Genomic DNA, 26,845 nt, shown 5'->3' on the forward strand with positions numbered 1-26,845 from the left:
TCGCGGCACGGGCGGGGCAGACGGATGGCCCCGGGGGTGCCGCAAGGATAGCCTCGACCGGTGACGGATGGATCAGGCCGCCTCGTGCTCCAGCGGCAGGCGGCACAGCCGACGAACGTCGAGCAAGGCCACGAAGCCGTTCGGCGAGGGCAGTACGCCCTGCACGGGGTCATCCTCGCGCGCCGCGCCGCCGGGCAGCGGTGGCGCAACGTCGGCCGCCTTGGCCGACAACAGGTCGCCAATGGCATCCACGCGGATGCCCACCAGGTGCGGACCGTGCGAGAGCATCACCAGGCGCACCTGGAACGGGTCCACCCGCCCTTCCTCGTCGAGTCCGAGGCGACGCCGCCCGTCCAGTACCGGCACGATGCGTCCGCGCAGATGGCGAATGCCCAGCAGGTCAGCGGCCGCACCCGGCACGGGCGTGAGCTCGCCGTCGCGCAGTACTTCGCTCACCTGCGTCAGCGGCGCGGCATACCACTGCCCGCCGATGCGGAAGGACAGCCAGTCCTCGGTGTTGTGTCCCTGGGTCATGACACGCTCTCCCCTGCTCTGGTCTTGGCGACCGGTACGACGAATATGCAATTCACGGGCCATGCTCGGGCGAGCTCACGCGCGCGCCGCCGACGCTGATGGCACCGGCGGCGACATCGGGCAGGGAAACCTGCGGCGCAAGATCCGGCCGCGCATCGCCGTCCTGTTGCGCGGTGCGCACGGGTCTGGCGAGGATGACCTTGTTCACCGGCGCGTCTTCCACCGGCTTGGGCGCCACCACTTCCACGATCGGTGCGGACTTGCCGGCTGCCGGTGCCACCGCGACCACGGCAGCGGGCGCTGCGGGCGCTGCCGACACGGACGGCGCGGGCGCACCGCGATCGTCCGCCGTCAGCTGGCCGTTCTGAAGGTCGTTGAGGAAGCGCTTGGGCGCGTCCTCTTCGCTCAACACCACGATCAACACGCGGCGATTGTGGTTACGACCGTCCGCCGTGGTGTTGTCGGCACTGGGCCGGTACTCGCCCCAGCCCATGATGCCCAGCCGCGACGGATCCACACCCTGCTCGGAGAACAGTCGCGCCACGCTCGCGGCGCGCGCGGCGGACAGCTCCCAGTTGGACGGATACAGCGCGGTATTGATGGGACGGTCATCCGTATAGCCCTCGATGCGCACCGCATTGGGAAACGGCTTGAGGATGGACGCCATGTTGTCGAGGATGTCGTTCGCCTCGGGCGAGAGCCTGGCCGCGCCGCTGGCGAACAGGATGTCGGTGCGCAGCTCGATCTCCAGCCACGACGTGGTCTTGCGCACGATCACCATCTGCTTGTCGATCAGGGGCTGCAACGCGCGCTGCACCTGGTCGCGGATCGATTCCAAGTTGCGCTTCTCCTGTGACTCCGAGCCCGAGCGCGAATCCGCGACACGCACCAGTTGCGGGCGCGCTGGAATCGGCACGCTCACCGGGGTGGTGGCAGCGCCCGGCCGGGACTGCGGTGACGCAATGGCCGGATCGACGTTGTGCGGCTGCGCACGCGTCTGCGGCATCGCGGCGATCACGTGGCTGGAGCCGTTGAACGCCTCGATGATGGAGTTGGACATCACGCGGTACTTGCCCTCGTTCACCACGGAGACCGCGTACATCACCACGAAGAAGGCCAGCAGCAGCGTCATCAGGTCGGCATAGGGGATCGCCCATGCCTCGTGGTTGACGTGGTCCTCGTGATGTTTTTTCTTCCTGGCCACGATGCTGCGCCCGGTTACGCCAGGTAGCCTTGAAGCTTGGCTTCGATCTGGCGCGGGTTGGCGCCTTCGGCGATCGCGACCAGGCCTTCGATCAGGATTTCGCGCATCTGCGTCTGCTTGTGGATCAGCGCCTTCAAGCGGGCCGACATCGGCAGCATCAGCAGGTTGGCCAGCGCCACGCCGTAGATGGTGGCCACGAACGCGGCGGCGATGCCGTGGCCGAGCTTGCTCGGGTCGGCCAGGTTCTGCATCACCGCCATCAGGCCCATCACCGCGCCGATGATGCCCATGGTCGGCGAGAAGATGCCGGCGTTCTCGAATACCTTCGCACCGGCCAGGTCGTGATGCTCGCGCGCGCCCACTTCCACTTCCAGCACGCCGCGGATGGCCTCCGGCTCGCTGCCGTCGACCAGCAGTTGCAGGCCCTTGCGCACGAACGTGTCGCTTTCCGAATCGATCTGCGGTTCCAGGCCCAGCAGGCCCTGGCGGCGCGAAATCTCGCTCCAGCCCACGATGCGGCTGATCAGGTCCGATGGCTGATGCTGCGGCGGCTTGTACACCAGCGGGAACATCGACATGGCGTGCTTGAGCACCTTGCCGGAGTTCTGCACCAGCAACGCGGCGATGGTGCCCAGGAACACAATGACGAACGCGGCCGGGTTCCACAGCGCTTCCACGCTGGAACCCTTGAGGACGGTGCCGACGATGATGACGATGAACGCCAGGATCGTGCCGATGAGACTTACCAGGTCCATGGTCAGCTATTCACACGCAGAGTGGGGAGGAGTTGACCGTCTGCGCCGGACAAACCGGCCAGATCCATCACCAGCGCCAGACGGCCGTCGCCGGTAACCGTCGCACCCGCCACGGCGGGCACGCCTTCGAACAGGGGACCGAGCGGTTTCACCATCACGTCTTCGCGGCCGATCACCTCGTGCACCAGGCAACCCAGGCGCATGTGGCCGATGTGCAGCACCACCACGTGACGGCCCGACGGGCCTTCCACGCCGACCCAGCCGCCAAGGTCTGCCAGCGCCAGCGCGCGACCGCGATGCGAGGCCACGGCGCGGCCGTCGAGCTGTTGCTGCTGGCCCGGCGCCAGCTCGAACACCTCGTCCACGTTGCTCAGCGGCAGCGCGAGCAGGCGCGCTCCCACGCGCACCATCAGCACGCGCTGGATCGCCAGCGTCAGCGGCACGGCCAATTCCAGCGTGCTGCCCTTGCCCAGCTGTGAGCGCACGGAAAGCGTGCCGCCCAGTTCCACCACGCGCGTCTTCACCACGTCCATGCCCACGCCACGACCGGAGATGTCGGAGACGGTGGCCGCCGTGCTGAAGCCGGGGCGGAAGATGATTTCGTAGCATTCGTTCTCGGTAAGGCGCGAGGCCTGCGCCTCGTCCATCAATCCTTTCTCCACCGCCTTGCGGCGCAGGACCTCGGGATTCATGCCGCGCCCGTCGTCGGACACGGTGATAACGATGCGCTCGCCGCGCTGACTCGCACCCAGCGTCACCTTGCCCTTGCGCGGCTTGCCGGCGCGCTCGCGTTCTTCCGGCATTTCCAGGCCGTGGTCGAGCGCATTGCGGATCAGGTGCACCATGGGGTCGGCAAGCGCCTCGACCAGGCTGCGGTCGAGATCAGTGCCCTCGCCTTCCTGCACCAATTCCACGTCCTTGCCGAGCTGGCGCGACAGGTCGCGAACGATGCGCGGAAAACGCTGGAACAAGCGGCCGACCGGCTGCATGCGCATGCCGAGTACGGCGTTCTGCAGGGCGTCGGCGACGCGATCCAGTTCCGTGGCGGCCAGTTCGAGCGTTTCGTCGCCGTTCTTGGCCGCGAGGCTCAGCAGGCGATTGCGCACCAGCACCAGTTCACCGGCGCGGTGCACGAGTGCATCGAGGCGCGCGGTGTCCACGCGCACGGTGTTTTCCGGCGCAGGGGCTGCGGCCTTTGCCGAAGCAGCGGGCGCCGGCGCGGGAGCGGCCACCGGTGCGGATGCCTGCGTGCCCGGCACGCCACCCTTGCCATGGAGATTGTCGAGCAGCGACTCGAATTCGTCGTCGGAAATCGTGCCGGCCGTGGTGGCCGCCGCCGGCGCTTCCACCGCACCGGGCATGCCGCCCTTGCCGTGCAGATTGTCCAGCAAGGCCTCGAATTCGTCGTCGGTGATGCTGCCCGAGGACGATTCCGCCGCCGGTGCGCCCGGTGCGCCACCGGTGCCATACAGGCTGTCCAGCAGGGCCTCGAATTCCGAATCGTCAATGGTGCCGTCACTGGGCGGCGGCGCCACCGGCGGAGCGACGGGCTTGGGCACCGGCTTGGGAGCCGCCGCACCGGGCATCAAGCGCTGCAGCAGCGCCTGCGGCGGCATCGCCATCGGCTGGCCACCGGCCAGCGCGGCCATCATGTCGTTGAGCAGATCCAGCGCTTCGAGCAGTGCGTCCATGCGCGCGGCATCGAGCAGCAGCTGCCCGTTGCGCGCCACGTTGAGCAGGTCCTCGGCGTGATGGCACAACTGCACCATCGGCTCGATGGCCAGAAACCCTGCGCCGCCCTTCACCGTGTGGAACGCGCGGAACACGGCGTTCAGCAGCTCGGCGTCGCGCGGCGAGCCTTCCAGCCCGATCAACTGTTCACCCAGGCGCTGCACCAGCTCCCCGGCTTCCACCAGGAAATCGTTGCGCAGCTCGCTGTCCAGCGTGGGATCCATCAGGCGTGTGTCCTTGGTGCTTGTTCATGAACCCGGCATTGCTTCACCGTCATTCCAGCGAAAGCGGGAGGCGCTTCATCAACAGCCGGATGGCTGGTCATCCAGTGACTTTCACGCCATGCCAAAGTCACTGGATCCCCGCTTTCGCGGGGATGACGGTGAGGAAGTAGCCGCCATACCGAGATCATGACCAGGCTCTTAGAAACCGAATTCGCTCAGCAGGCGATCCGCCTCGTCCTGGCTGGTCACCTTCACCGGGCCCGCGGCGGCTTCACCCGTTGCCAGCGCGCCGGTCAGGCTCACCAGTTCCAGCAGCGAGTTCTCCACGCTGCCGATGAAGTTCACGACTTTCTTGATGCGCTGGCCGGACAGGTCCTGCCACGACTGCGCCACCACGAAATCGGCCATGCCTTCGCGGTATTCGTTGGCGAACGACTGCGCCTGCGTGGCCAGCACGTGGGCAACGTCGCCTTCGCTCGTGCCCTCGATCACCGCGCTGGCGTTGGCGGCCAGCGTCTCGGCCTGCGGGCGCATGCGCTCGGCGAAGTCGAGCGTGCGGTGCGCGGCCTGCGAGCTCATTTCCAGCACGTCCTGCAGGTGCTTGCGCGCGTCGGCGACGCTGCCCGGCACGCCTTCCTGCGCGAGGTCGCCGCCCAGGCGGCGCACGGCATCGTGCAGGTCGCGGGCCAGCAGGCCCAGGGCGCGGAACAGGCGCTGCTCGCGCTGGCGTACCAGCACGTCGAGCGCCTGTTCGAAGGCAGCACCGTCGGTGCTGTTGAGAAGATCGTGCAGTTCCTGCGGCATCGATTCGCCGGCTAGCAGGGAGACTTGTGCGTTCATGCGTTGGCTCCGCTGGCGGCCAGGCGTTCGAAGATCTTGCTGAGTTTTTCCTGCAGGGTGACGGCGGTGAACGGCTTGACGATGTAACCGTTCACGCCCGCCTGCGCGGCGGCGATGATCTGGTCGCGGTTGTTTTCCGCGGTGACCATGAGCACCGGCATGCCCTTGAGCGAAGGCTCGGCGCGGATGGCGCGCAACAGGTCGATGCCCGTCATGTTGGGCATGTTCCAGTCGGTCACGACCATGTCGAAGGCGTTGTTGCGCAACATGGTCAGCGCGTTCTCGCCGTCGTCGGCTTCCTGGATCAGCGTATTGCTGAAACCGAGCTCGACCAGCAGGTTGCGAACGATGCGCCGCATGGTGGAAAAGTCGTCCACCACGAGGATCTTCATATTCTTGTCCAAACGCTTTCTCCGCTGCGCGTCACTTGGCTAGATGTGGTTGCTGAAACGACTGCTTGTACTGGGCGCCAACCCGATGGCCGCCGCGCTGCGAGAACCGAGAGCCCGTCTCTTCCGCTCCGGCGATCGCGCCCGTGTTACATGCCTTTCGTTCCCTTGCGTTGTTTCGCTGACCTCTCGGCCTGCCCCTCATGCCAACCGCTCATGCGCGCACGCAAGCGCACGATGGCCTGGCCGTGGATCTGGCACACGCGCGACTCCGTCACACCGAGCACCGCGCCAATCTCCTTGAGGTTCAGCTCTTCCTCGTAATACAGGGACATCACCAGCTGCTCGCGTTCCGGCAGACTGCCGATGGCCTCCACCAGCGCCTCGCGCATGCCTTCGTGCTCGACGCTGTCGGCCGGGCTGAGGCTGTCGCCGTCGACCACGTCGAACGCCGCGCCACCGTCCGCGTCGTCCGGCGCGGAGAGGCTGAGCAGGCGCGCGCTCGCGGCATCCGCCAGCACCTGGTGATATTCCTCGGCACCCATGCCCAGTCGCCGCATCACTTCGGCGTCATCGGCATCCGCACCGGTTTCGATTTCAATCTGACGAACGACCTCCGCCATTTCGCGCACTTTTCGATGCACCGACCGTGGGGTCCAGTCGGTGCGCCGCAATTCATCGAGCATCGCGCCACGGATGCGGATACCCGCAAACGTCTCGAAGCTCGCGTTCTTGCCGGTGGTGAAATTGCGGGCAGCCTCCAGCAAACCGATCATGCCGGCCTGAATCAGGTCGCTGACGTCCACGCTGGGCGGCAGGCGACCCATCAGGTGATAGGCGATCCTGCGTACCAGGGGCGCGTGCTGGCGAACCAGTTCGTCGGCACTCTGCCGCTGCAGCTGCAGATATTCGGAAGCCACGCTCATGTCACCACCCCGTCGCTACTGCGGCCTGCCTGCTGAAAAAGGCGATGCGGTCCAGGCCCAGTCGCTCGGGTTCACCCCATGTATCGACCGCACCCGCCAATTGCTTGAATGCCTGCCCCGAACGGCTCGACGGCCACAGATCCACCACCGCGCTCTGGCGGCGGATGGCCTGCTTGAGCCGTTCGTCGTGCGGGACATGCCCCATGAATTCCAGCGCCACGTCCAGGAAGCGGTCGCACACCCGTGCGAGCTTCTGGTGCAACTGCTTGGCCTCGCCCAGGTTGCGCACCATGTTCGCCACCATGCGGAAGCGGCGCACGCCGAAATCGCGGCTCAGCACCTTGAGCAAGGCGTAGGCATCGGTCAGCGAGGCCGGCTCGTCGCACACCACCACCACCACGTCGTCCGCCGCCGCGGCGAACATCGCCACGTTGTCGGACAACCCGGCGGCCGTATCCACCACCAGGTAGTCCGGCGGCGTGATCAGATCGTCGAAGGCACGGATCACCGCCGCGTGCTCGCCGGCACCGAGCTGGGCAAGCCGGCGCGTGCCCGAGCCGGCCGGCACGACCTTCAGGCCGTGCGGCGCGGGCATCAGCAGCTCGTCGATGGTGCAGCTGCCGTCCAGCAGGTGGCCAATGTGGCGCGTGGGCGTCAGGCCCAGCAGCACGTCAATGTTGGCCAGGCTCATGTCCGCGTCGAGCAGGATCACCTGGCGCCCTTCCCTGGCGAGCGCCATGCCCAGGTTCACCGATACGGTGGTCTTGCCCACGCCGCCCTTGCCACCGGCGACCGCGATGGCGCGGCAACGCTTGCGCGGCGCCACCCCGCTCAGTCCATAGGCCTGGTCCTGCACCGGCGCCTGCCGGCTATGTCGTTCGGTCAGCGCACGCAACATGCTCTCCAACCCCATCGCCTGGTTCATTGCGAAAACACCGCTCATGCGCTTGCCACCGCTAGTCCGAAACGATCCGCCATGACCATGTCATCCGCCGCCGTGTTGCCCTTGAGCACCTGCGCGGCACGGCACACCAGCACCCGCGCATCGGCGGTGGCGATGTCCTCCGGCACGCGCTGGCCGTCGGTGATGTAATCGAGCGCGAGACGGTGACGGATCAGCACCGACAGCGCGCCGCCGAGGCTGGGGGCCTCGTCGAGTTTGGTGAGGATGCAGGCGTGCGGCTGCACCGGCAGGTAGGCGCGCACGGCCTCGTCCAGCGAGGAGGCGTGCGCGTTCGCCGCCAGCACCAGGCAGGCGCGCAGGTCGCCACCGTTGCGCAGCACGTCCAGTTGTTCCGCCAGGCGCGGATCGCCACCGGCGAGGCCGGCGGTATCCACCAGCACGGTGTGATGGCCGCGCAGCAGCTCCAGTACGTGGCGCAGGCTGTCGGCGTCGTAGGCGGGATATACGCGCACGCCGAGCAGGCGGCCATAGTGTTCCAGCTGCGCCGCCGCGCCGATGCGGTAATGGTCGGTGCTCACCAGCGCGACCTGCGATGCGCCATGGCGCATCACCGCGCGCGCGGCGAGCTTGGCGATGGTGGTGGTCTTGCCCACGCCGGTGGAACCGACCAACGCGGTGACGCCGCGACGCTCGGATTGGTCGCGCGGGCTGATCGACAGGCTGCGGCTCAACACGCCCAGCGGCAGGTAACGCGCCTGTTCGGCGTTGATTTCGACGGGAAGCTCGCCCACCAGCTGGCGCGCGACGTCCGGCTCGATACCCAGGCGGGTCATCTCGCGCAGGATGCGGGCACGCATCGGCTGGCGGCGCTCCATGTCGTTCCAGATCAGGCTCGACAGCTGCGTCTCCAGCAGGTCGCGCAGGCTGCCCAGTTCGGCGCGGACACGTGCGGTGTCCTGCAGGGCGCGTTCGAGCAGCGGGTGGATCGAGGCCGGCACGTCGGCGGCATCGCCCGCGTGCGCCGCTTCGGTCATCGCGGGCTTTGGCTCGACGGCCCGGCTGGCCGGGGTGACCGGGGCTTCCACGGTCCGGACCACGGACGCTTCGGCCACCGGTTCCACGCGGGGCGGCATGGCGCGGCGCGAGAGCGACACCGTCACGCCTTCGTCGTCGCGACGGCTGGCCGTCGGCAGCGGCGGCGGCGTGACGTCGGAACGTCGCGCGGCAACCGTCTTCATCTCGACAGCCGGCGCGGGAGCGACGGCGCGGTTTTCCACTTCCAGCGGGGCGCCGTGGCGTGCCGCTTCGCGAACCAGGGCTTCGTCGAAATCGACAGCGGCGATGATCTCGATGCCGTCATCCATCCGGCGGGTGGACAGGATGACCGCATCCGGCCCCTGGTCCTCGCGCACCGCACGCATGGCCTGGCGCATGTCAGGGGCCACGAAACGCTTGATCTTCATGCCTTGTGGCTCCGCGACACGGTGGCGAGCAGTGCGTGGCCCGAACGCACGGCCATGCCTTGCATGCCGTTCGCCGCAGCCCCCGAAAGCCGGCTTGTTGCGCCTTCGCTACGCATCCCTCATTCCTTCGCTCGTCTGTTCGTTTAACGGCCCAGCGCCTGCACCAAACGCACTCGGCGGTTGTCCGGCACTTCGTTGTAGGCCAGTACGTGCAGGTTCTGTGCCACATGACGGGTGAAGCGCGCGAGCCACGGACGGAGCTGCGGCGCGACCAGCAAAACCGCCGGTTCGCCGCTCATTTCCTGCTTGCGGGCGGCGTCGGCGACACCCTGCTGCAGGCGGTCTGCCAGGCCCGGTTCCACCGCGGCGCCCGCCACGCCGCCATTGGCGAGCGATCCCATGAGGATCTGCTCCAGTTCCGGCGCCAGCGTGATGACCGGGATCTCCGTGCCCAGCCCCGAGATCTCCTGCACGATCTGGCGCCCCAGCGCCACGCGCACGGCGGCCGTGAGCGCGCCGGGATCCTGACTCTGGCCGGCGTGTTCCGCCAAGGATTCGACGATGGAGCGCATGTTGCGGATCGGCACCCGCTCGGCCAGCAGGTTCTGCATGACCTTGACCACCACACCCAGCGACAGACGCTTGGGCACCAGATCTTCCACCAGTTTCGGCGCGGTCTGGGCCAGGCGGTCCAGCAACTGCTGCACGTCCTGGTGGCTGAGCAGCTCGTGCGCGTGGCTCTGCAGGATGTGCGAAAGGTGCGTGGCGATGACGGTGGCCGGGTCGACCACGGTGTAGCCCAGGCTCTGCGCGGTCTCGCGCTGGCCCGGCTCGATCCACAGGGCCTCCAGGCCAAACGCCGGATCGCGCGTGGGAATGCCCTGCAGGCCGTCCTGCACGCGGCCGGGGTTGATCGCCAGCAGGCGATCGTTGTGCACCTCGGCCTCGCCCATCGGCACGCCCATCAGGGTCACGCGATAGGTGTTCGGGCCCAGGTCCAGGTTGTCTCGGATATGCACCGCCGGCACCAGGAAGCCCATCTCCTGCGACAGCTTGCGGCGCACCGACTTGATGCGGCCCATCAGCTCGCCGCCCTGGTGCGTGTCCACCAGCGGAATGAGTCGATAACCCACTTCCAGCCCCAGTGGATCAACGCTGGCGACGTCTTCCCAGCCCAGCTCCAGGCGCTCCGTCGGGGGGGCGGCCGGCGGCGGCACGTCGGCGGCGGCCTTGGCTACGCGTTCCTGCGCCTCACGCTCGCGCTTGATCATCAGCCACGCGGCGCCGCCGCAGGTGCCGCCCAACAGCAGGAAGGCGATGTTCGGCATGCCCGGGATCAGGCCCATCACGCCCAGCACCACGCCGGCCACGGCCAGTGCGCGCGGCTGGCCGAACAGCTGGCCTACCAGCTGCTTGCCCATGTCGGTGGACTTGGACACGCGCGTAACGATCACGGCAGTGGCAATGGACAGCATCAGCGACGGCACCTGCGCGACCAGGCCATCACCGATGGTGAGCAGCGTGTACGTCTTGGCTGCCTCGCCGGCGGAAAGGCCGTGCTGCAGGATGCCGACGAAGAAGCCGCCGACGATATTGATGATCAGGATCAGGATGCCCGCCGTGGCGTCGCCACGCACGAACTTGGAGGCACCGTCCATCGAGCCGTAGAAGTCCGCTTCCTCGCGCACTTCCTGGCGACGCTCGCGTGCCTGTTCCTGGTTGAGCAGGCCGGCGTTGAGGTCGGCATCGATGGCCATCTGCTTGCCGGGCATGGCATCCAGGGTGAAGCGCGCCGTCACTTCGGACACGCGCGTGGCGCCCTTGGTCACCACTACGAAGTTGATGATGGTGAGGATGGCGAACACCACCAGGCCCACGGCGAAGTTGCCGCCGATGACGAACTCGCCGAAGGCCTCGATCACCTTGCCGGCCGCGCCGGGACCGTCATGGCCGTGCAGCAGCACCACGCGGGTGGAGGCGATGTTCAGCGCCAGTCGCAGCAGGGTCGCCATCAGCACCACGGTGGGGAACGCGGCGAATTCCAGCGGGCGCATCACGTAGATCACCGCCAGCAGGATCACCAGCGACAGCGCGATGTTGAAGCTGAAGAGCATGTCGAGGATGAAAGGCGGCAGCGGCAGCATCATCATCGCCAGCGCGGCGAGCATGATCACCGGCGCGCCGAGTCCGCGGCGGCCAAGGGACTTCAGATTGCCGAGGGCAGTAGCGTTGGCCATGGTGTTTCCGTCAGAACTTGTAGGGACCCATCAGGTCCGGATCGACATCGGGTTGCGGCGCCGTCGGCGGCGGCTCGCCGCGCGACACCGCCTGCTTGAGCTGGAACACGTACGCGAGCACCTGCGCCACGGCGACGTAGAGCGTCGAAGGAATCTCGCGATCGAGCTGGGTGGTGGCATACAAAGCGCGTGCCAACGGCGGCGCTTCCACCACGGGAATACGATGACTGGAGGCGACCAGGCGGATCTGCATGGCCAGTTCGTCCATGCCCTTGGCGATCACACGCGGTGCGCCCATGCGGCCTTCGTCATAGCGCAAGGCCACGGCGAAGTGCGTGGGGTTGGTCACCAGCACGTCCGCCTTGGGCAGCTCCTGCATCATGCGCCTGCGCGCCATCTGGAACTGCATCTGGCGAACGCGCGCCTTGAGCTCGGGGTTGCCGTCGCTCTCCTTCGCCTCATCCTTCAGTTCCTGGCGCGTCATGCGCAGGCGCTTGGTGTGGTCGAACTTCTGGTACAGCGCATCCGCGCCGCCGATCAACGCAAGGATGGAGCCGAACAGCAGCGCGCCATGGCCGAGCAGGCTCATGGCCTTCACCGTGCCCGCGCCGACTTCGCCGCGACCGGTGGACATCAGGTCGTTCTGCCAGCCCTTGAGCACCATCAGCAGCACACCGCCGATCAGCAGCAGCTTCAGCAGCGACTTGCCCAGCTCCACCAGGCCGCGCATGGCGAAGATGCGGCCCAGGCCGGCGATGGGATCGAGCCGCTCGAACTTCGGCTGCAACGCCTCGGCGCTGAAATTAAGGCCGCCCAGCAATACGGGCGCGGCCAGCGCGGCGAGCACCGTGGCCAAGGCCACCGGCGCGAACAGCGCGAACGCCTCGTGCATGGCCATGGACAGCACGCGGCCCGGCAGTTGGTCGCTGAACAAGGCGTCGCGCCCGTAACTCAGGCCAAGGCTGTAGATGCGGCGCACATGCAGCATCGAACCTTCGCCGCCGCTCATCAGGGCGGCCACGCCGGCCAGCACCACCACGGCGCCAGACAGGTCGCGTGAGCGGGGAACATCGCCCTTTTCGCGCGCTTCGCGCAGGCGTTTTTCTGAAGGTTGTTCGGTGCGTTCCTGTTCGTCATGTTCCGACATGGCAGGCTCCTCAACCGCCCGCCAGTTCGTGCATCAGCGTCCAGGCGCTGGTCTGCAGCGACTCGAACGCACCCGGCACGCTGTGCATCGACAACCACAGCGCAATGAAACCCAGGGTGACCGTGATGGGAAAGCCCACCGCGAACAGATTCATCGACGGCGCCGCGCGACTGATCGCGGCAAAGCCAATGTTCACCATCAGCAACGAGGTCATGGCCGGCAAGGCGACGCGCACCGCACCGCCGAACAGGTGCGTGGCGAAGGCCACCACGGCGTACAGACCGTTGGTGCCGATCACCGGCTGGCCCGGCGGCAGGACGCGGAAACTGTCGGCCAGCAGCGAGATGAGCTGCAGGTGCCCATTCATGGCCAGAAACAGCAGCGTCACCATCAGCAGGTAGAACTGGCTCAGCACCGGCGAACTGCCACCGCCGCGCGGGTCCACCGTTTCCGCAAAACCCAGGCTCATGCTCTGGCCAACGAGCTGGCCACCGAAGGACACCGCTTCAAACGCCAGCTTCAGCACAAAGCCGATCGTCGCGCCCAGCAGTGCCTGGCTGACCATGGTGGAGATGCCATCGGCAGACATCAGGTCGATGGTGGTCGGTGCCAGCGGAGCCAGCACCATGGCGAGCAACATCATCACGCCGAGACGGATGCGGCGCGGCACCACGGCATCGCCGAACACGGGAGCGGTCATGAACAGTCCGCCGACGCGGGCCATCGCCCACAACATCGAACCCACCAGCCCCTGCAACTCGGCGAACGGCACCGTGGTCATTTCACCGCCCCGGGCAAACTCTCGATCAGCTGGCGCGTGAACTGCACCAGCGTGCGCAGCATCCACGGGCCAGCGATCAGCGCCACGGCTGCCATGGCGATGACTTTCGGAATGAAGCTCAGCGTCATTTCGTTGATCTGCGTGGCCGCCTGCACCACGCCGATGATCAGGCCCACCGCCAACGCGGTGAGCAGCAGCGGCGCGGCGACCATCATGGCCACATAGAGCGCGTGCTGGCCGAACTCGATGACGGATTCAGGGGTCATGGCGTGCCCTCAGACGCGGTCTTGCAGCCCCCCTTCCTACCCGTCATCCCTGCGAAAGCAGGGATCCAGCGACTTTCAGCGGTGAGGCGGGGGAAGAGCGAGAGGCACTGGATCCCTGCTTTCGCAGGGATGACGGTGAGGGGCAACGAGCGGTGAAGAAACAGCCCGGCGCTCATGTATAAAAACTCCCCGCCAACGTCCCCAGCAACAACGTCCACCCATCCACCAGCACAAACAACATGATCTTGAACGGCAACGAGATGATGGTGGGCGACACCATCATCATGCCCATCGACATCAACACGCTCGCCACCACCAGGTCGATGATCAGGAACGGGATGAACAGCAGGAAGCCCATCTGGAACGCGGTCTTCAGCTCACTGGTGACGAAGGCCGGCATGGCGACGCGAAACGGCACGTCGTCCTTGCTGGCATAGGGCTTTTCATTGGCCAGGTGCGTGAACAACTGCAGGTCGGCGTCGCGCGTCTGGTCCAGCATGAAGTGCTTGAACGGCGCGGCGGCGGCGGGCACGGCCAGCTCGGCGGACATCTGGCCATCCATATAGGGCTTCACGCCTTCCGTGTAGGCGCGGTTGAGCACCGGTGACATCACGAACAAGGTGAGGAACAACGACAGGCCCAGCAGGATCTGATTCGACGGCGTGGATTGCGTCCCCAACGCCTGCCGCAGGAAGCCCAACACGATCATGATGCGCGTGAACGAGGTCATCATCAGCAGCACGGCCGGCAGCAGCGTGAGCACCGTCATCAGCGCCAGCAGCTGCAGCGACAACGTCCAGTTCTGCGCGCCACCCGGTGCGTTCTGCACGGTCAGCACGGGGATGCCCGACCCGGAACCCGGCATCTGCGGCATCGAGGGCATCTGTGGCATCGCCGGCGCGGCCCACAGCAGCATCGGGCACATCAGGAGCAGTGCCAGGAAGATCCAACGGAGTGACTTCATCACTTGCGCTTCCAGCGGGCCAGCACGTCGCCGAACGGCGCGATCGGCGGTTGCGGCGCGGCGTCCGGCGCAGGTGCCGCGCCTTCGTAGACGTGCAGCGTGCGCATGCCACCCTGCCCCACGCCGATCAACAGGCGCTTGCCGTCCGCGTCGACCAGCATCAGCCGATCGCGCGCGCCCACCGCCATGGATTCCACGCAGCGCATGCGGCGCCCGCCCGGCGTCGCACGGGCCTGCAGCCGGCGGCTGAGCCAGCCGGCAGCGAAGATCAGCGCGATGATGCCGATCAGGCTCAGCAGCACGCGCACCAGTTCGCCACCGACATTGATCTCGGGCGCGGCGGCGACCGGAAGGGCAAGGGCCAGCATCATCAAACTCACCGCAGCTTGCGCACGCGTTCGGCCGGGCTGATCACGTCGGTCAGGCGGATGCCGAAACGTTCGTTGATCACCACCACTTCGCCATGCGCCACCAGCGTGCCATTGACGAACACGTCGAGCGGTTCACCGGCCGAACGGTCCAGTTCCACCACCGAGCCCTGGTTGAGCTGCAGCAGGTTGCGAATGCTGATACGCGTACGGCCCACTTCCATGGCGAGCGTGACCGGTACGTCGAGGATCATGTCGAGGTTGACGTCGGCACCTTCGCCCATGGGGGCGCTGAGCTGGTCGAATTCGACGCGCTGGGTCGCGCTGACGGCGTCATTGGTCGGAATCATGCGGGGTCGATCTCCAGGGCGGGTTCAGTCGACAGGCGCATTTCGCGGCGACCCGTCGGGGCATGGAAGCGGACGGCCGTGCGGCCGTTGTTCTGGCCGTAGCGGCCACGGAATACCGGCACGTCTTCGGCGAAGACGGTGCTGAACTCCGGCAGTTGGATGGGAATGACATCGCCGGGACGAAGCTGCAGGAAGTCGCCGATGCTCAGGCGCGTTTCGAGCAGCAGCGAGCTCAGCTCCACTTCGGCGTCCAGCACTTCGTCCTGCAGGGTTTCGGCCCAGCGGTGATCGCGATCCACGCGGTCGCTCTGCACGCCGGCATCGAGCAGCGTGCGGATCGGCTCGACCATGGCGTACGGCAGGGTCAGGTGCACTTCGCCGCCGCCGCCATCGAGTTCGATGTGGAACTTCGACACCACCACCGTTTCGGTGGGGCTGACAATGTTGGCGAACTGCGGGTTGATCTCGGAATTGAGGTATTCGAAGTTGAGTGGCAGCACCGGCGCCCAGGCTTCCACCATCGAGGTGAACAGCTCGGCCAGCATGATCTGGATGACGCGATTCTCGGTGGGCGTGAAGTCGCGACCTTCGATGCGTGCGTGGAAACGGCCGTCGCCACCGAAGAAATTGTCGATCACGGTGAACACCAGGCGCGGCTCCATCACCACCAGCGCCGTGCCGCGCAGCGGCTTGATGCGTACCAGGTTCAGGTTGCTCGGCACGGCCAGGCCATGCACGTACTCGGCGAACTTGAGCATCTTCACGCCGAGCACCGACACCTCGCAGGTCTTGCGCAGCACGCCGAAGACGGCGGTGCGGAAGAAGCGGGCGAAGCGGTCGTTGACCATTTCCAGCGTCGGCAGGCGACCGCGCACGATGCGGTCCTGCTGAGTGAAGTCATACGAAATGACCGCATCGGGCGGCAAGGGTTCGTCGTTACCCGTCTCGACCGCGCCACCTTCCACGCCGTCGAGCAGGGCATCGATTTCTTCCTGTGAAAGCAGGTCGCTCATCGCCGCGATTCCGTTACTGCATCACGAAGCTGGTGAAGTACAACGCTTCCACGCCCGGGCGACCCAGGCGCTTCTCGAGAATCTTGCGCACGGCATCCAGCGCCTGCGCCTGCAACTTCTGCTTGCCGGCGGCGTCGCTGAGGATGGTGTAGTCCTGGCTGCTGAACAGCATGACCAGCGCGTTGCGGATCACCGGATCGGCGTCCTTGGCGGCGGCCAGCGCGGCGGCGTCATGCGACATCAGACTCACGCCGACCTGCAGAAAGCGCATCGACTGGTCGTCCTTGAAGTTGACGACGAACGGCGGGTCCATCGTCAGGTACTGCTCCTGCTTGGACATCACCACCTTCGGTTCTTCTGGGGCACCGCCATGTGCGCTGCGCGCGTTCATCACCAGGTAGCCGGACACGCCGGCCATGGCGACCATCGCCACGCCCATGATGATCACGACCTTGTTGGAACCCTTCTTGGGCGTCCCGGCCGTGGTTTCTGCTTGCTCGTTCTGAGCCATGCGAATGTGGTTCCCTATCGATTACCAGACGTCTGCCACTCGCTACGGGGTGGCGCATGCCCTTTGATAGCAAGCGGCGTGCCATCCTTGGGAAGCCTTGGTGTGACGGGGTTTGCGGTGGATCGGCAGGAGGTGGCGGCGCTTTCTTGACGCGTGTCGGAGAGTGGGCGCGACGGGGGGATGGCGGCTGTCGGAAGGTTGTCGCGCGGGGCGGGGTTTGGGTGGTTTCGCCTGGGGGCGAACTGGCTTTCTCGCGTTGGGGGCCTGTAGGCGGATTGCCTTGCTCGCGCTCGCGGGGCGCCGCTTTGCCTGCTGGGGTACGCGGGGAAGTGGCTGTGGATCGCGATGGTTTAGCGGGCCGCGGCGCGACGACGCAAGGCGAGGCGAGGCGAGGCAAGGCAAGGATTGGAGTGAGGGGACACTCTTGCCGCACCCTTCCTACCCGTCATCCCGGCGCAGGCCGGGATCCAGTTTCGGTAGTGGTCGGTCGTCGACTCGTGCGATCCCGCGATCTGGCCGCTTACGCCGCGGGCGTTTCGACCTTCTGCCGAAGGCCGAGTCACTTTTCTTTTGCTGGCCCAAAAGAAAAGTAACCCAAAGAAAATGGCCTAGAGAGCCAGAACTGGCAGCATTCCGATGGGATAAACCCGAACGGTCGAGGAACGTTGCTGCATGGCAACCTCCGCCTCTACACAGCGGGTACCTCCAAGCGTTTCGCAACGCGCCATGGCGATGAGGACTTAAAGCGGCGCCTCGCTTCGCTTCTGCCCCGATGAACCCGCACGCCCGCCCGCTTTTCTCTTTTCTGTGGGAGCGCACCCTGTGCGCGACAACCTAACGGAGCGGTGACTACGACACGCCCCAGTCGCGCACAGGGTGCGCTCCCACAAGGTATCCGCCATCTTGGAGTGCTCCGCTGACGCCTCGAGCTCTCGCTTTGGCTTTTGGCTCTTGGCTCTTGGCTCTTGGCTCTTGGCTCTTGGCTCTTGGCTCTTGGCTCTTGGCTCTGGCTCTTGATCTCCCGGGTCCCCGTATGACGCGGCGGGCGGGTGGAGGAATAGCCCGAAGGGTGGCCGGCAAGGATGCCGGCCAGTTTGTCGTCAGGGCAGGATGCCCTGTCGACAAACCCCGCAACCCGGCCGCGAACCTTCCGGGCAACGCCCGGAAGGCGCGTCATCCGGGGGGCCCTTTCTTTGGGTTACTTTTCTTTGGGCAAGCAAAGAAAAGTGACCCGGCCTCCGGCAGGAGGTCGGAACGCCCGCCGCGTAGGCGGCCAGGTCGCGGGAGCGCATGAGGCGACGACCCGCCACTACAGAAACTGGATAACCAGCCATGCGGCTGTTGAAAAGCGCCTCTGGCGCTTGCCCCCTTTTCGGGGTGCGCCGGGATGACGGCTCTTATGAAAACGTGAGGCTAGATGGGCCCGTCACCACCATGAAAGTGGCGATGCCTCAGCCTCCCCTTGCTCCTTCAAGCCGCAACCGTCCACGGCCTCTCCCGCCTACCCAAGGAAGAGAGAGAAAAAAATCAGGCAAACATATCCACCAACCCCACCACCTTCCCAATGGGCGACACCGCGGAAACCACCTCACCCAAACCTTCCGCCAATCCACTCTCGCCACCCGACGAAGTCCCCGAAGAACCGCCCGGCTGCGCGGACGAGCCCTGCCCCGAATTCCCCTGCCCCACCTGTGCCTGCCCCAGCGACAGACCATGGTGCGCGAGCATGGCGTCGAGCTGACTCAAGGTCTGCTGCACGGCGTGCACCGCCTGCGGATGCTGCGCGATGAAGGCCACGTCCACGTGGTCCTGCTTCACGCTCACCTTCACGTCCAGCTCGCCGAGATCTTCCGGGTGCAGACGGATGCGTGCCTCCTTCACATCCTGGCCCCCAAGCCACGTCACCTGCTGGCTCAGTTCCTGGCCAAACGCCGGTGTGCCAACCGTTGACTGCATGGTCAGCACATGCGGCGCGGGCGTCGTGGCGATGTTGGGTTGCGCCTGTGCCGGCATGGCCGCGGCGGTGAGGTTTTTCAGCGCCTCGAGCGGATCGCTGCTGTCCTTCTGGCTTGATGGCGACGAGGTCGTCAGCGCCTGCAGGGCGCTGGCCAACGCATCGCCTTTTGCGGCTGCGCCTGTATCCGTCGTGGCCTGGCCTGCGGCGTCATCGCCGTCATCCGCGTTCTGCCCCAGCAAGAACAGGCTCTTGTCTTTGATGCCATCCATGGCCTTGGTGAACTCGTTCGCATCGCCGGCCTTGGCCGGGGCCGCGCCCTGCATCGCGCCAAGCAGCGAGATCGTCGCGGAAGCCGGCAAGGTCGCGGCGGCCGACGTGCCGGCACCGCTCACTGCGTCGGTGGCGCCTGTGGAAGCATCGCCGTCGCTCGTGGAAACCGTGGACGCGGAAGCCGATGCCGGCACGCTCTGGCCGAGCAAGGCCAGCATCGCGGCGGCGGCACCTGATGCGGCGGCCGCTGCCGTGTCGTCGACCTTGTCATGGTTCGACTTGCCGCTGGCCTGCACCTGCGAAGAAGAGGAAGAGGAAGAGGAAGAGGAAGAGGATGACGACAACGCCGACGCCGGCTTTGGCGATGCGGGGCGCGCCGGCTCGCTCTGTCGCGCCAGTTGCTGATGCGCCTGTTGCAGCGGCGTGCTGAACGTGTTGCTCGCGGCATTCGACGATGCCTGGCTCGCATCGCTGGCTGGCGCGCTGGCGGGCGCGCTCGGGGCCGGTGCCAGGTTCGCCATCAGGGCGGTGGAAGGCGTCATGGAGCGATCTCCGGGGAGGCGGTCTTGGACGGGGTCACGGCAAACCCCTGGTCGGGCGGCGGTATTGCATGCGCTCGTCGATCTCGGCTTGCTCGCGACGCTCCTCGCTCTTGCGCTCCTGCTCGCGATACCGGTCGATCACGCTGCCGAGCGCCTGTTCGCGGGCGTGGGCTTCGCGCCACTGGTGGCGTACACCGTCCAGGTTGCGGCGCTGGCGGGTCACTTCGTTGACCTGCTGGGCGATGACCTGGTCGATGCGCTCGACGAACTGGCGACGGTTGAGCAGTGCGCTCACGCTCACGCCGCCCTGCGTCTGGGCGTACTCGGCACGGTACTTCTGCAGCTCTTCCAGCTGCTGCTCGGCTTTGGCGAGCTTCTGCTGCTGCTCGGCCAGACGTTGCATGGCCGCTTCCTGTCGTTCGTGCGCCAGGTCGGCGGCGGGCTGCAGGCGGTTCGCGCGGGACTTCACGGCGTACCTCCGGCGGTCAGCGTTTCAAGCGAACCGATGGCATCGGCCAGCGTGGTCGGCGCATCCACCTCCTGCTGCAGGAAGTCGCGCAGCCTCGGCCACATGGCAATGGCGTGGTCCACCTGCGGATCGGAACCCTTCTGGTAGGCACCCACGGCAATCAGGTCGCGCTGCTGGCGGTACGCCGAATAGACCTGGCGGAAGCGTTGCGCGGCGCGCAGGTGTTCGCGCTGCACCACGGCGGGCATGACGCGGCTGATCGAGGCTTCGACGTCGATGGCGGGATAGTGGCCCGCCTCGGCAAGGTCGCGCGAGAGCACGATATGACCGTCCAGAATGGCGCGTGACGCGTCCGCGATGGGATCGTGGCGGTAGTCGTCGCCCTCGGTGAGCACGGTGTAGAACGCGGTGATGGAGCCCCGCCCTTCCGCATCGTTGCCGGCGCGTTCGACCAGCGCAGGCAGCATGGCGAACACGGACGGCGGATATCCCTTGGTGGCCGGCGGTTCGCCGATGGCGAGCGCGATCTCGCGCTGCGCCTGAGCATAGCGCGTGATCGAGTCCATCAGCAGCAGTACGCGTTGACCCCGATCGCGGAACCACTCGGCGATCGCCGTGGCGTACTGCGCACCACGCAGGCGCTTAAGCGGCGGCGCGTCGGCGGGTGCGGCAACGATCACCGCGCGGGCGCGACCTTCTGGCCCCAGTGTGTGTTCGACGAATTCCTTCACTTCGCGACCGCGCTCGCCGATCAGGCCCACCACCACCACGTCGGCGTCGGTGTAGCGCGTCATCATGCCGAGCAGGGTCGACTTGCCCACGCCGGAGCCGGCGAACAGGCCCAGACGCTGGCCGCGCCCCACGGTGAGCAGTGAATTGATCGCACGCACGCCAGTATCCAGCGGCGTGTCGATGGGCTTGCGCGCCATCGGGTTGATCGGTTCGTTCTTGAGCAGCGCGTGTTCGTCGACGTCGAGCGGCCCGAGGCCATCCAGCGGCACGCCATCGGCACCGACCACGCGCCCCAGCAAGGCCAGCCCTACCGGCAGCCCGCCCGTATGCGCGCAGGGACGCACGCGTGCATTGGGCAGCACGCCGTGCATCTCGGTCACTGGCATCAATAGCAGGCGTTCATCGGCAAAGCCGACCACTTCGGTATCCAGCTCGCTGCCATCGGCGGTGGTGACCATGCAGCGCGCACCCAGTGGCGCCTCACATCCTTCCGCTTCCAGGGTGAGGCCGACCACGCGGCGCAGGCGGCCTTCCACGGTGAGCGTGCGCGTTCCCAGCGCGCGCTGGCGCCGGCGGGCAAGACGTTCCTGCCACAACGCGCTGCGCGAGGGATCCCGCTGCGCGTTCATCCGCGTACCTCGTCGGCATCCTCGTCGGTTTCCTCGGCTTCGGCGCCGAGCACGGCATCGACGACAGCGGCAAGGCGGGTTTCGATGCGCGCATCGAGGCGCGAACGCTCGCTTTCGAGCATGCAATCGCCACGCTGCAGGCTGTTGTCGGGCAGCAGCTGCCAGTGCGACTCCACCATGTCGAGGGAGCGCAGCAAGGCAAGATCATCCGGGTGCAGCCGTACACGCAGGTTGCCTGACGCCGAAGGCAGCGCCAACGCGGCCTGGCGCACGGCTTCCACCACCAGGTCCGGCGCGGTGCGCAGCTCGTGCGCCAGCACCTGGCGCGCCACGGTCATGGCCAGGCGCGTCAGTTCGAGCTCCACCATGTCGTCCATGCTGCGCAGGGGACGGGCTGCGGATGCCAGCAAATCGTCCAGGCGCTGTGCGCGCTCCTGCAGCAGGGCACGGGCTTCCGCCAGGCCCTGCTCGAGCCCCGCGGCATAGCCTTCCTCGCGCGCCTGCTGTTCCAGTGCCTCCAGTTCACGCACGGTCGGCTGCTGCACCGGTTCGGCAGCCACCGGCTCGGCTGCGACCGGCTCACCCACTTCGGGCGGCAGCCAGCGTTCGAAAGCGAGGAGGTTGTCCCGGTTCATCACGGCGCTCATGCGACCAGCTCGTCACCCGAGCCTGAGAGGTTGATCGCGCCCGAATCGGCCAGCTTGCGCGCGATGCCGAGCACTTCCTTCTGCGCCGCGTCGACTTCGCTGAGGCGCACGGGGCCGGACACTTCCAGGTCGTCTCGCAGCATGTCGGCGGCGCGCTTGGACATATTGGCAAAAATCTTCTCGCGCACGCCGGGCTCGGCGCCCTTCAGCGCGGTGACCAGGCGCGCCGTCGGCACTTCGCGCAGCAGCGTCTGCATGCTGCGGTCGTCCAGGTCGCCCAGGTCTTCGAACACGAACATCAGTTCCTCGATGCGTCCGCTGAGGCCCGAATCGTGGGTGCGGATGGCCGCCATCAGTTCGTTCTCGCGGCTGGTTTCCATCGCGTTGAGGATATTGGCCGCCGCCTTCAGGCCGCCGACGCTGGCGGACTTGAGCTTCTTGGTGTTGCCGCCGGCGAACTGGCGCTCCATGATTTCGTCCAGCTCGTTCAGCGCGTGCGGCTGCACGCCGTCGAGCGTGGCGATGCGCATCACCGCATCGCTGCGCGTGCGCGGCGGCAGGTAGCCGATGACTTCGGCCGCCTGGTCCGGCTCGAGGTGCGCCAGCACCAGCGCGATGATCTGCGGGTGTTCCTGGCCGATCATCTCGGCAATGGCGCGGCTTTCCATCCACTTCAGCGATTCCAGGCCCTTGCTGCTGCGGCCGAGCAGGATGCGGTCGATCAGGCCGCCCGCCTTGTTCTCGCCCAGCGCGTTGACCAGGATCTTGCGGATGTATTCCTCGGTGCCGACGCCCAGCGAGGTATGGCGGCCCATGTCCTCGTTGAGGCGCTCGAGCACGACCTCGACCTGCTCGCGCGTGACATTGGTGAGGCTGGCCATGGCCGTGCCCACTGCCTGCACGTCGCGTGCACTGAGGTGCTTGAGCACTTCGGCCGCATCCTGCTCGCCCAGGGTGAGCAGCAGGATGGCCGCGCGCTGCGCGCCGTTGATTTGCGTGTCTGCCTTCATGATTCGTTTCGTCCGCCAGGGATGCCCTGCGATGTCAGATCAGCCGCCATCCTCGCCCACCCAACTCTTGACCACCTGCGCCACTTGCTTGGGGTTCTCACTGACCATGCGGCGCGCGATGCCGATGCGCTGCTCATAGGCCAGCTGGGGCGGCACGCCGCCGAGGCGAACCGGTTCGTCCATATCGTCCTTGTCGTCCACGCGCACCGAGATGGTGGGCGCGCCGGGGCCACCCGCCCCGGCGACGGCCAGCTCGCGCCCGGGTATCGGGGCGCGCGACAGTCCGCGCAGCAACGGGCGCAGCAGGCCGAAAGCCACCAGCAGCGCCACCAGGATGCCGGCGGCCTGCTTGATCAGGTCGAGCATGCCCGGGCGCTCCCAGAACGGTTGCGAGGGCGCCTCGAGGTTGGCGTTCGGATCCTGGTGGAACGGCTGGTTGATCACACTGACACTGTCGCCACGGGCTTCGTTGTAGCCCACGGCGTTGCGCGTCAGCGTGGTGAGGTGTTCCAGCTCCTGCGGCGTGAACGGCACGCTCTTGGGCGCGCCCTTGTCGCCGGCCACGCTCTTGTTGTCCAGCACCACCGCCACGGTGAGCCGCGCGAGCCGCCCGGCGGGATCGCTGACATGACTGATGGTGCGGTCCAGCTCGTAATTGCGCGTGGCGCTGCTGGTGGTATCGCTGGGGCCACTGCTCTGCGCCGTTGCCGCTGTCTTTGCGCCTTTGCCTGCATTGGGCTTGGCCGCGGTCGGCTGCGCCACGGTGTTCGGCGGCTGATTGCTCAACGCGCCCGGCACGCCGGCGTCATTGGCTTCGCCCACATGCTGTTCGCTGTTGGTCTGTTCGCTGCGCAGCGCCGGATGGTCGTGGCCGAAGGTTTCCGTCGCCTTCTCGGTTTCGCTGAAGTCGAGATCGGCGTAGACCTGCGCACGCACCTTGCCGGGGCCGACCAGCGGCGTCAGCAATTCTTCGATGCGCTGCGCATAGGTGTTCTCGATGCGGGTGGCCAGGCGCAGGCGCGAGTCGCCCACGGCGCTGGCACTGCCCGGATCGGTGGTGGTGAGCAGTTGGCCCTGCTGGTCGACCACCGAGACTTGCTTGGGATCGAGATTGGGCACGCTGGACGCGACCAGATGCACGATCGCCGCCACCTGGCTCGCATCGAGCTGGCGCCCGGGATACAGCGTCACCAGCACCGAGGCGCTGGCTTCCTTGTTGTCGCGGATGAAGGCCGACGGCTTGGGCAAGGCCAGGTGCACACGCGCGGCGCGCACCGACTGTAGGCCGGCAATGGTGTTGCCCAGGTCGGTTTCCAGCATCTGCTGGTAACGCGTGCGCTCGGCGAGGTCGCTCATGCCGAATGGCGAATCGCCACCGGGCGCGGCCGCGGTCGCTACGCTGCCCTGCGGCAGGCCCTGCGAGGCGAGCTTGAGGCGAATCGCCGCCAGGTCGGACGCGGGCACCATGATGGAGCTGCCGTCCGCGCCCAGCGTGTAAGGCGTGTTCGATGCCTGCAGCGCCTGCGTGACGGCGGCGGCATCCTTCTGTTCCAGGCCGGCATACAGCAGGCCGTAATTGGGGCCGCGTGACCACAACACCACGGCGACGCCAAGGGCCACGGCCGCGGCTACACCCACCAGCAGCAGCAATTGCCGCGAAGCTGGCGTGCGCGCGAGCTGCTTGAGATCCAGGCGAGAACCGGGCTTTTCGTCGGTGGTCGCTAGGGCGTTATCGGCCATGAAGACTGCTCTTGCTCAGTGGACGCAGTGACGTCGTGGTCAAAAGCCGGTCAGACCGGCATGTTCATGATGTTGTTGTACGCGTCGACCAGCTTGTTCCTCACCTGGGTCAACGTGTTCAACGACAGGTCGGCCTTGTTGATGGCCACCATGGTGCGCGCGAGATCGGCACCGTCGTCACCGCGCTCGAAACTCGCCGCCTGCTTGCCGGCATCCATCTGCGCGTCGGCCACGGAAGAGATCGACTTCTTCAGCAGGCTGGAAAAATCCATCTGCCCCGGCGCGGCCGCCGTGAAGGACTGCTCCACCGGCTTGGTCTGCAGGGAGAGCTGGCGCATCTGCGACAGCAGGCTGTTGACGTCGATTTGGCTCATGACGGAATTCCAACGCGTGACGAGTAATTGGGGGTGGTATTGCACAACCCGTGCCAGCTTCATCGCACCAACAACGCCACGGTAATTTCCCTCACCGTCATTCCGGCGAAGGCCGGAATCCAGTGCCTTTGCTCTTCGCCTTGTGGATCGCTTTGCGCCATCACCAAAGTAAAGGCACTGGATTCCGGCCTTCGCCGGAATGACGGTGAGGGAGAGGCGACGTATTTCTTACGCCTGCTGGCCCGTTAGACCCTTTACGCCTGCAGGCTCGGCTGCAACCCGTACTTGCGCAGCTTTTCCACCAGCGTCGTGCGCTGCATGCGCAGCAATTTCGCCGCATGCGCGACGACGCCACCGGTGACGTCAAGCGCTTGACGGATCAGACCCACCTCGATGTCGGCCAGGTGATCCTTCAGGTCGAGGCCGCCTTCAGGCAGCATCATCAGCGACTCGCTGGACACCGCCATCGGCTCGGTCATCACCGCGGCATGACCCGTCATCAGGGACAGCAGCGCCGCGCCGCGCACTTCTTCGACGATCTGCTGGCCGCGATATTTCTCCGGCAGGTCGTTCACGCGCACTTCGGCGTGCGGATAGAGGATGGCCAGGCGTTCGACCAGGTTGTAGAGCTCGCGCACGTTGCCCGGCCACGCATAGTTGTGCAGCGCGTTCAGCGCACCGGCGCTGAAACGCACGCTGGCCAGGCCACGGCGGGAAAGGCGGTGGTTGAATTCCTCCACCAGCTCCGGCAGGTCGTCCAGGTGCTCGCGCAGCGCCGGCATCTCCAGCGGGAACACGCTGAGGCGATAGAACAGGTCTTCGCGGAACTGGCCGTGGGCGATGGCTTCTTCAAGGTTGCGGTGCGTCGCGGCGATGATGCGGACGTCGCAACGCTGCGTGCGGTTGCTGCCCACGCGCTCGAACACGCGCTCCTGCAGCACGCGCAACAGCTTCACCTGCATGGGCAGGCTCATGTCGCCGATTTCATCGAGGAACAGCGTGCCGCCCTCGGCCAGTTCGAAACGGCCCTTGCGGGTGCTGATGGCACCGGTGAAGGCGCCCTTCTCGTGGCCGAACAGTTCGCTTTCCAGCAGTTCGGCCGGGATGGCGCCGCAGTTGATCGCCACAAAGGGCTTGTCGCGGCGCGACGAGCACTCGTGGATGCTGCGCGCCACCATTTCCTTGCCGGTGCCCGATTCGCCCAGCACCAGCACGCTGGAATCGAACGGCGCCACCTGGCGAACCAGCGCGTTGACGCGCGCCATCGGACCGGAGCTGCCCACCAGGCGCAGTTCTGGGCGACGCATCGCCGGGCTCTGCGGGTTGCGCAGCATGTCCGAGAGCTGCTCGTAGCGCAGCGGAAATTCGATGATGCCGACGCGGCTCGCGGACGCCACGCCATCCATGCCCAAGCGGGACAGCCACTCCGAATCGGACGCCATCAACACCCTCGCATCATTGGCAGCCATACCAAGCCGGGCGAACTGTCGTTCGGCTTCGGCCTCATCCCGCACATTGCCCACATAAACGGCACGCCATGCATGCGTCGCTTCGTCCACCCTCTCGCACTCTTCGCCGCGCTGCGGGCGATAGCCGAGAAATTCCAGCGCCGAAACGACCGACTCCGCCCTGCGATGATCGGATTCGATCACCAGTACGTCGAACTTGCCCATGTGCTGCTCTCGTGCGTGCTGCTTCATTGGTGACCCCCTGGATTGCACCTTCGCGCGTGACGACAATCCGTCGCCGTCCGCGCGAGGTAATGAGCAAGAAGGAGGCCAGCCAGTCACGGTTTTCCGACAGGGCGTCTTCACATGGCCTGCCGGTGAGCGTCACCTTGGCTGAACACGATCGCCGGACCACTCAAA

The 26,845-nt window shown here is 66.5% G+C and carries 26 protein-coding genes; all 26 read right to left on the reverse strand.

The window, feature by feature from the left end; all coding sequences use genetic code 11:
- Positions 1-72: 72 nt before the first annotated feature.
- The 26 genes from HY57_RS18585 to HY57_RS18720 all read right to left on the reverse strand — a co-directional run bounded on the left by HY57_RS18585 (position 73) and on the right by HY57_RS18720 (position 26,650).
- Positions 73-534: a chemotaxis protein CheW gene (locus tag HY57_RS18585; RefSeq protein ID WP_019466582.1), complete on the reverse strand. Its 462-nt coding sequence runs from the start codon at positions 532-534 to the stop codon at positions 73-75.
- Positions 535-586: 52 nt separating this feature from the next.
- Positions 587-1,738, reverse strand: a complete 1,152-nt coding sequence (gene motD, locus HY57_RS18590) for a flagellar motor protein MotD (RefSeq protein ID WP_019466581.1) — start codon at positions 1,736-1,738, stop codon at positions 587-589.
- Positions 1,739-1,752: 14 nt separating this feature from the next.
- Positions 1,753-2,493: a flagellar motor protein gene (locus HY57_RS18595; RefSeq protein WP_019466580.1), complete on the reverse strand. Its 741-nt coding sequence runs from the start codon at positions 2,491-2,493 to the stop codon at positions 1,753-1,755.
- Between the two features lie 2 nt (positions 2,494-2,495).
- On the reverse strand, positions 2,496-4,448 hold the full coding sequence (locus HY57_RS18600; protein ID WP_019466579.1) for a chemotaxis protein CheA: 1,953 nt from the start codon (positions 4,446-4,448) through the stop codon (positions 2,496-2,498).
- A 198-nt stretch (positions 4,449-4,646) separates the two neighbouring features.
- Entirely contained in the window at positions 4,647-5,288 is a 642-nt protein-coding gene (locus tag HY57_RS18605) for a protein phosphatase CheZ (protein WP_019466578.1), read from the reverse strand.
- A complete protein-coding gene (gene cheY, locus HY57_RS18610) occupies positions 5,285-5,692 on the reverse strand; it encodes a chemotaxis response regulator CheY (protein ID WP_019466577.1) in 408 nt (135 codons plus the stop codon). Before cheY ends, HY57_RS18605 begins: the two co-directional genes overlap by 4 nt.
- 134 nt (positions 5,693-5,826) lie before the next feature.
- Positions 5,827-6,603: an RNA polymerase sigma factor FliA gene (locus HY57_RS18615; protein ID WP_019466576.1), complete on the reverse strand. Its 777-nt coding sequence runs from the start codon at positions 6,601-6,603 to the stop codon at positions 5,827-5,829.
- A 1-nt stretch (position 6,604) separates the two neighbouring features.
- Complete coding sequence (locus HY57_RS18620; RefSeq protein WP_019466575.1) at positions 6,605-7,528, reverse strand: P-loop NTPase; 924 nt, start codon at positions 7,526-7,528, stop codon at positions 6,605-6,607.
- A 14-nt stretch (positions 7,529-7,542) separates the two neighbouring features.
- Positions 7,543-8,970, reverse strand: coding sequence for a flagellar biosynthesis protein FlhF (gene flhF, locus HY57_RS18625; RefSeq protein ID WP_019466574.1), 1,428 nt, complete (start codon positions 8,968-8,970; stop codon positions 7,543-7,545).
- Between the two features lie 143 nt (positions 8,971-9,113).
- Entirely contained in the window at positions 9,114-11,207 is a 2,094-nt protein-coding gene (gene flhA / locus HY57_RS18630) for a flagellar biosynthesis protein FlhA (protein ID WP_019466572.1), read from the reverse strand.
- A gap of 10 nt (positions 11,208-11,217) precedes the next feature.
- Positions 11,218-12,354, reverse strand: a complete 1,137-nt coding sequence (flhB, locus tag HY57_RS18635; protein WP_019466571.1) for a flagellar biosynthesis protein FlhB — start codon at positions 12,352-12,354, stop codon at positions 11,218-11,220.
- Positions 12,355-12,364: 10 nt separating this feature from the next.
- Positions 12,365-13,135: a flagellar biosynthetic protein FliR gene (fliR, locus tag HY57_RS18640; RefSeq protein WP_019466570.1), complete on the reverse strand. Its 771-nt coding sequence runs from the start codon at positions 13,133-13,135 to the stop codon at positions 12,365-12,367.
- Positions 13,132-13,401: a flagellar biosynthesis protein FliQ gene (fliQ, locus tag HY57_RS18645; protein WP_019466569.1), complete on the reverse strand. Its 270-nt coding sequence runs from the start codon at positions 13,399-13,401 to the stop codon at positions 13,132-13,134. Before fliQ ends, fliR begins: the two co-directional genes overlap by 4 nt.
- A 172-nt stretch (positions 13,402-13,573) precedes the next feature.
- Entirely contained in the window at positions 13,574-14,365 is a 792-nt protein-coding gene (gene fliP, locus HY57_RS18655) for a flagellar type III secretion system pore protein FliP (RefSeq protein ID WP_019466567.1), read from the reverse strand.
- Positions 14,365-14,736 (reverse strand): flagellar biosynthetic protein FliO, encoded by a 372-nt coding sequence (gene fliO, locus HY57_RS18660; RefSeq protein ID WP_235186589.1) that lies wholly within the window; start codon positions 14,734-14,736, stop codon positions 14,365-14,367. Before fliO ends, fliP begins: the two co-directional genes overlap by 1 nt.
- Before the next feature lie 5 nt (positions 14,737-14,741).
- Complete coding sequence (gene fliN / locus HY57_RS18665; RefSeq protein WP_019466565.1) at positions 14,742-15,083, reverse strand: flagellar motor switch protein FliN; 342 nt, start codon at positions 15,081-15,083, stop codon at positions 14,742-14,744.
- Positions 15,080-16,096 carry a flagellar motor switch protein FliM gene (gene fliM / locus HY57_RS18670; protein ID WP_019466564.1) on the reverse strand — a complete coding sequence of 339 codons (1,017 nt, stop codon included), beginning with the start codon at positions 16,094-16,096 and terminating at the stop codon, positions 15,080-15,082. The genes fliN and fliM overlap by 4 nt, the downstream gene beginning before the upstream one ends.
- Positions 16,097-16,109: 13 nt before the next feature.
- On the reverse strand, positions 16,110-16,607 hold the full coding sequence (locus HY57_RS18675; protein ID WP_019466563.1) for a flagellar basal body-associated FliL family protein: 498 nt from the start codon (positions 16,605-16,607) through the stop codon (positions 16,110-16,112).
- 1,527 nt (positions 16,608-18,134) lie between these two features.
- Entirely contained in the window at positions 18,135-19,376 is a 1,242-nt protein-coding gene (locus HY57_RS21360) for a flagellar hook-length control protein FliK (RefSeq protein ID WP_081500591.1), read from the reverse strand.
- A 34-nt stretch (positions 19,377-19,410) separates the two neighbouring features.
- The gene (gene fliJ / locus HY57_RS18690) at positions 19,411-19,845 is read right to left on the reverse strand and encodes a flagellar export protein FliJ (RefSeq protein ID WP_019464378.1); all 435 of its coding nucleotides are present in this window, start codon (positions 19,843-19,845) and stop codon (positions 19,411-19,413) included.
- Entirely contained in the window at positions 19,842-21,206 is a 1,365-nt protein-coding gene (gene fliI, locus HY57_RS18695) for a flagellar protein export ATPase FliI (protein ID WP_019464379.1), read from the reverse strand. The genes fliJ and fliI overlap by 4 nt, the downstream gene beginning before the upstream one ends.
- Positions 21,203-21,853, reverse strand: coding sequence for a flagellar assembly protein FliH (locus HY57_RS18700; protein ID WP_019464380.1), 651 nt, complete (start codon positions 21,851-21,853; stop codon positions 21,203-21,205). The genes fliI and HY57_RS18700 overlap by 4 nt, the downstream gene beginning before the upstream one ends.
- Positions 21,850-22,845, reverse strand: coding sequence for a flagellar motor switch protein FliG (fliG, locus tag HY57_RS18705; protein WP_026033777.1), 996 nt, complete (start codon positions 22,843-22,845; stop codon positions 21,850-21,852). Before fliG ends, HY57_RS18700 begins: the two co-directional genes overlap by 4 nt.
- A gap of 57 nt (positions 22,846-22,902) precedes the next feature.
- Complete coding sequence (fliF, locus tag HY57_RS18710) at positions 22,903-24,603, reverse strand: flagellar basal-body MS-ring/collar protein FliF (protein ID WP_019464382.1); 1,701 nt, start codon at positions 24,601-24,603, stop codon at positions 22,903-22,905.
- 50 nt (positions 24,604-24,653) lie between these two features.
- The gene (gene fliE, locus HY57_RS18715) at positions 24,654-24,977 is read right to left on the reverse strand and encodes a flagellar hook-basal body complex protein FliE (protein ID WP_019464383.1); all 324 of its coding nucleotides are present in this window, start codon (positions 24,975-24,977) and stop codon (positions 24,654-24,656) included.
- Between the two features lie 254 nt (positions 24,978-25,231).
- Positions 25,232-26,650 (reverse strand): sigma-54 dependent transcriptional regulator, encoded by a 1,419-nt coding sequence (locus HY57_RS18720; RefSeq protein ID WP_019464384.1) that lies wholly within the window; start codon positions 26,648-26,650, stop codon positions 25,232-25,234.
- Between the last annotated feature and the right edge of the window lie 195 nt (positions 26,651-26,845).

This window comes from Dyella japonica A8 (genome assembly GCF_000725385.1).
GTDB lineage: Bacteria > Pseudomonadota > Gammaproteobacteria > Xanthomonadales > Rhodanobacteraceae > Dyella > Dyella japonica_C.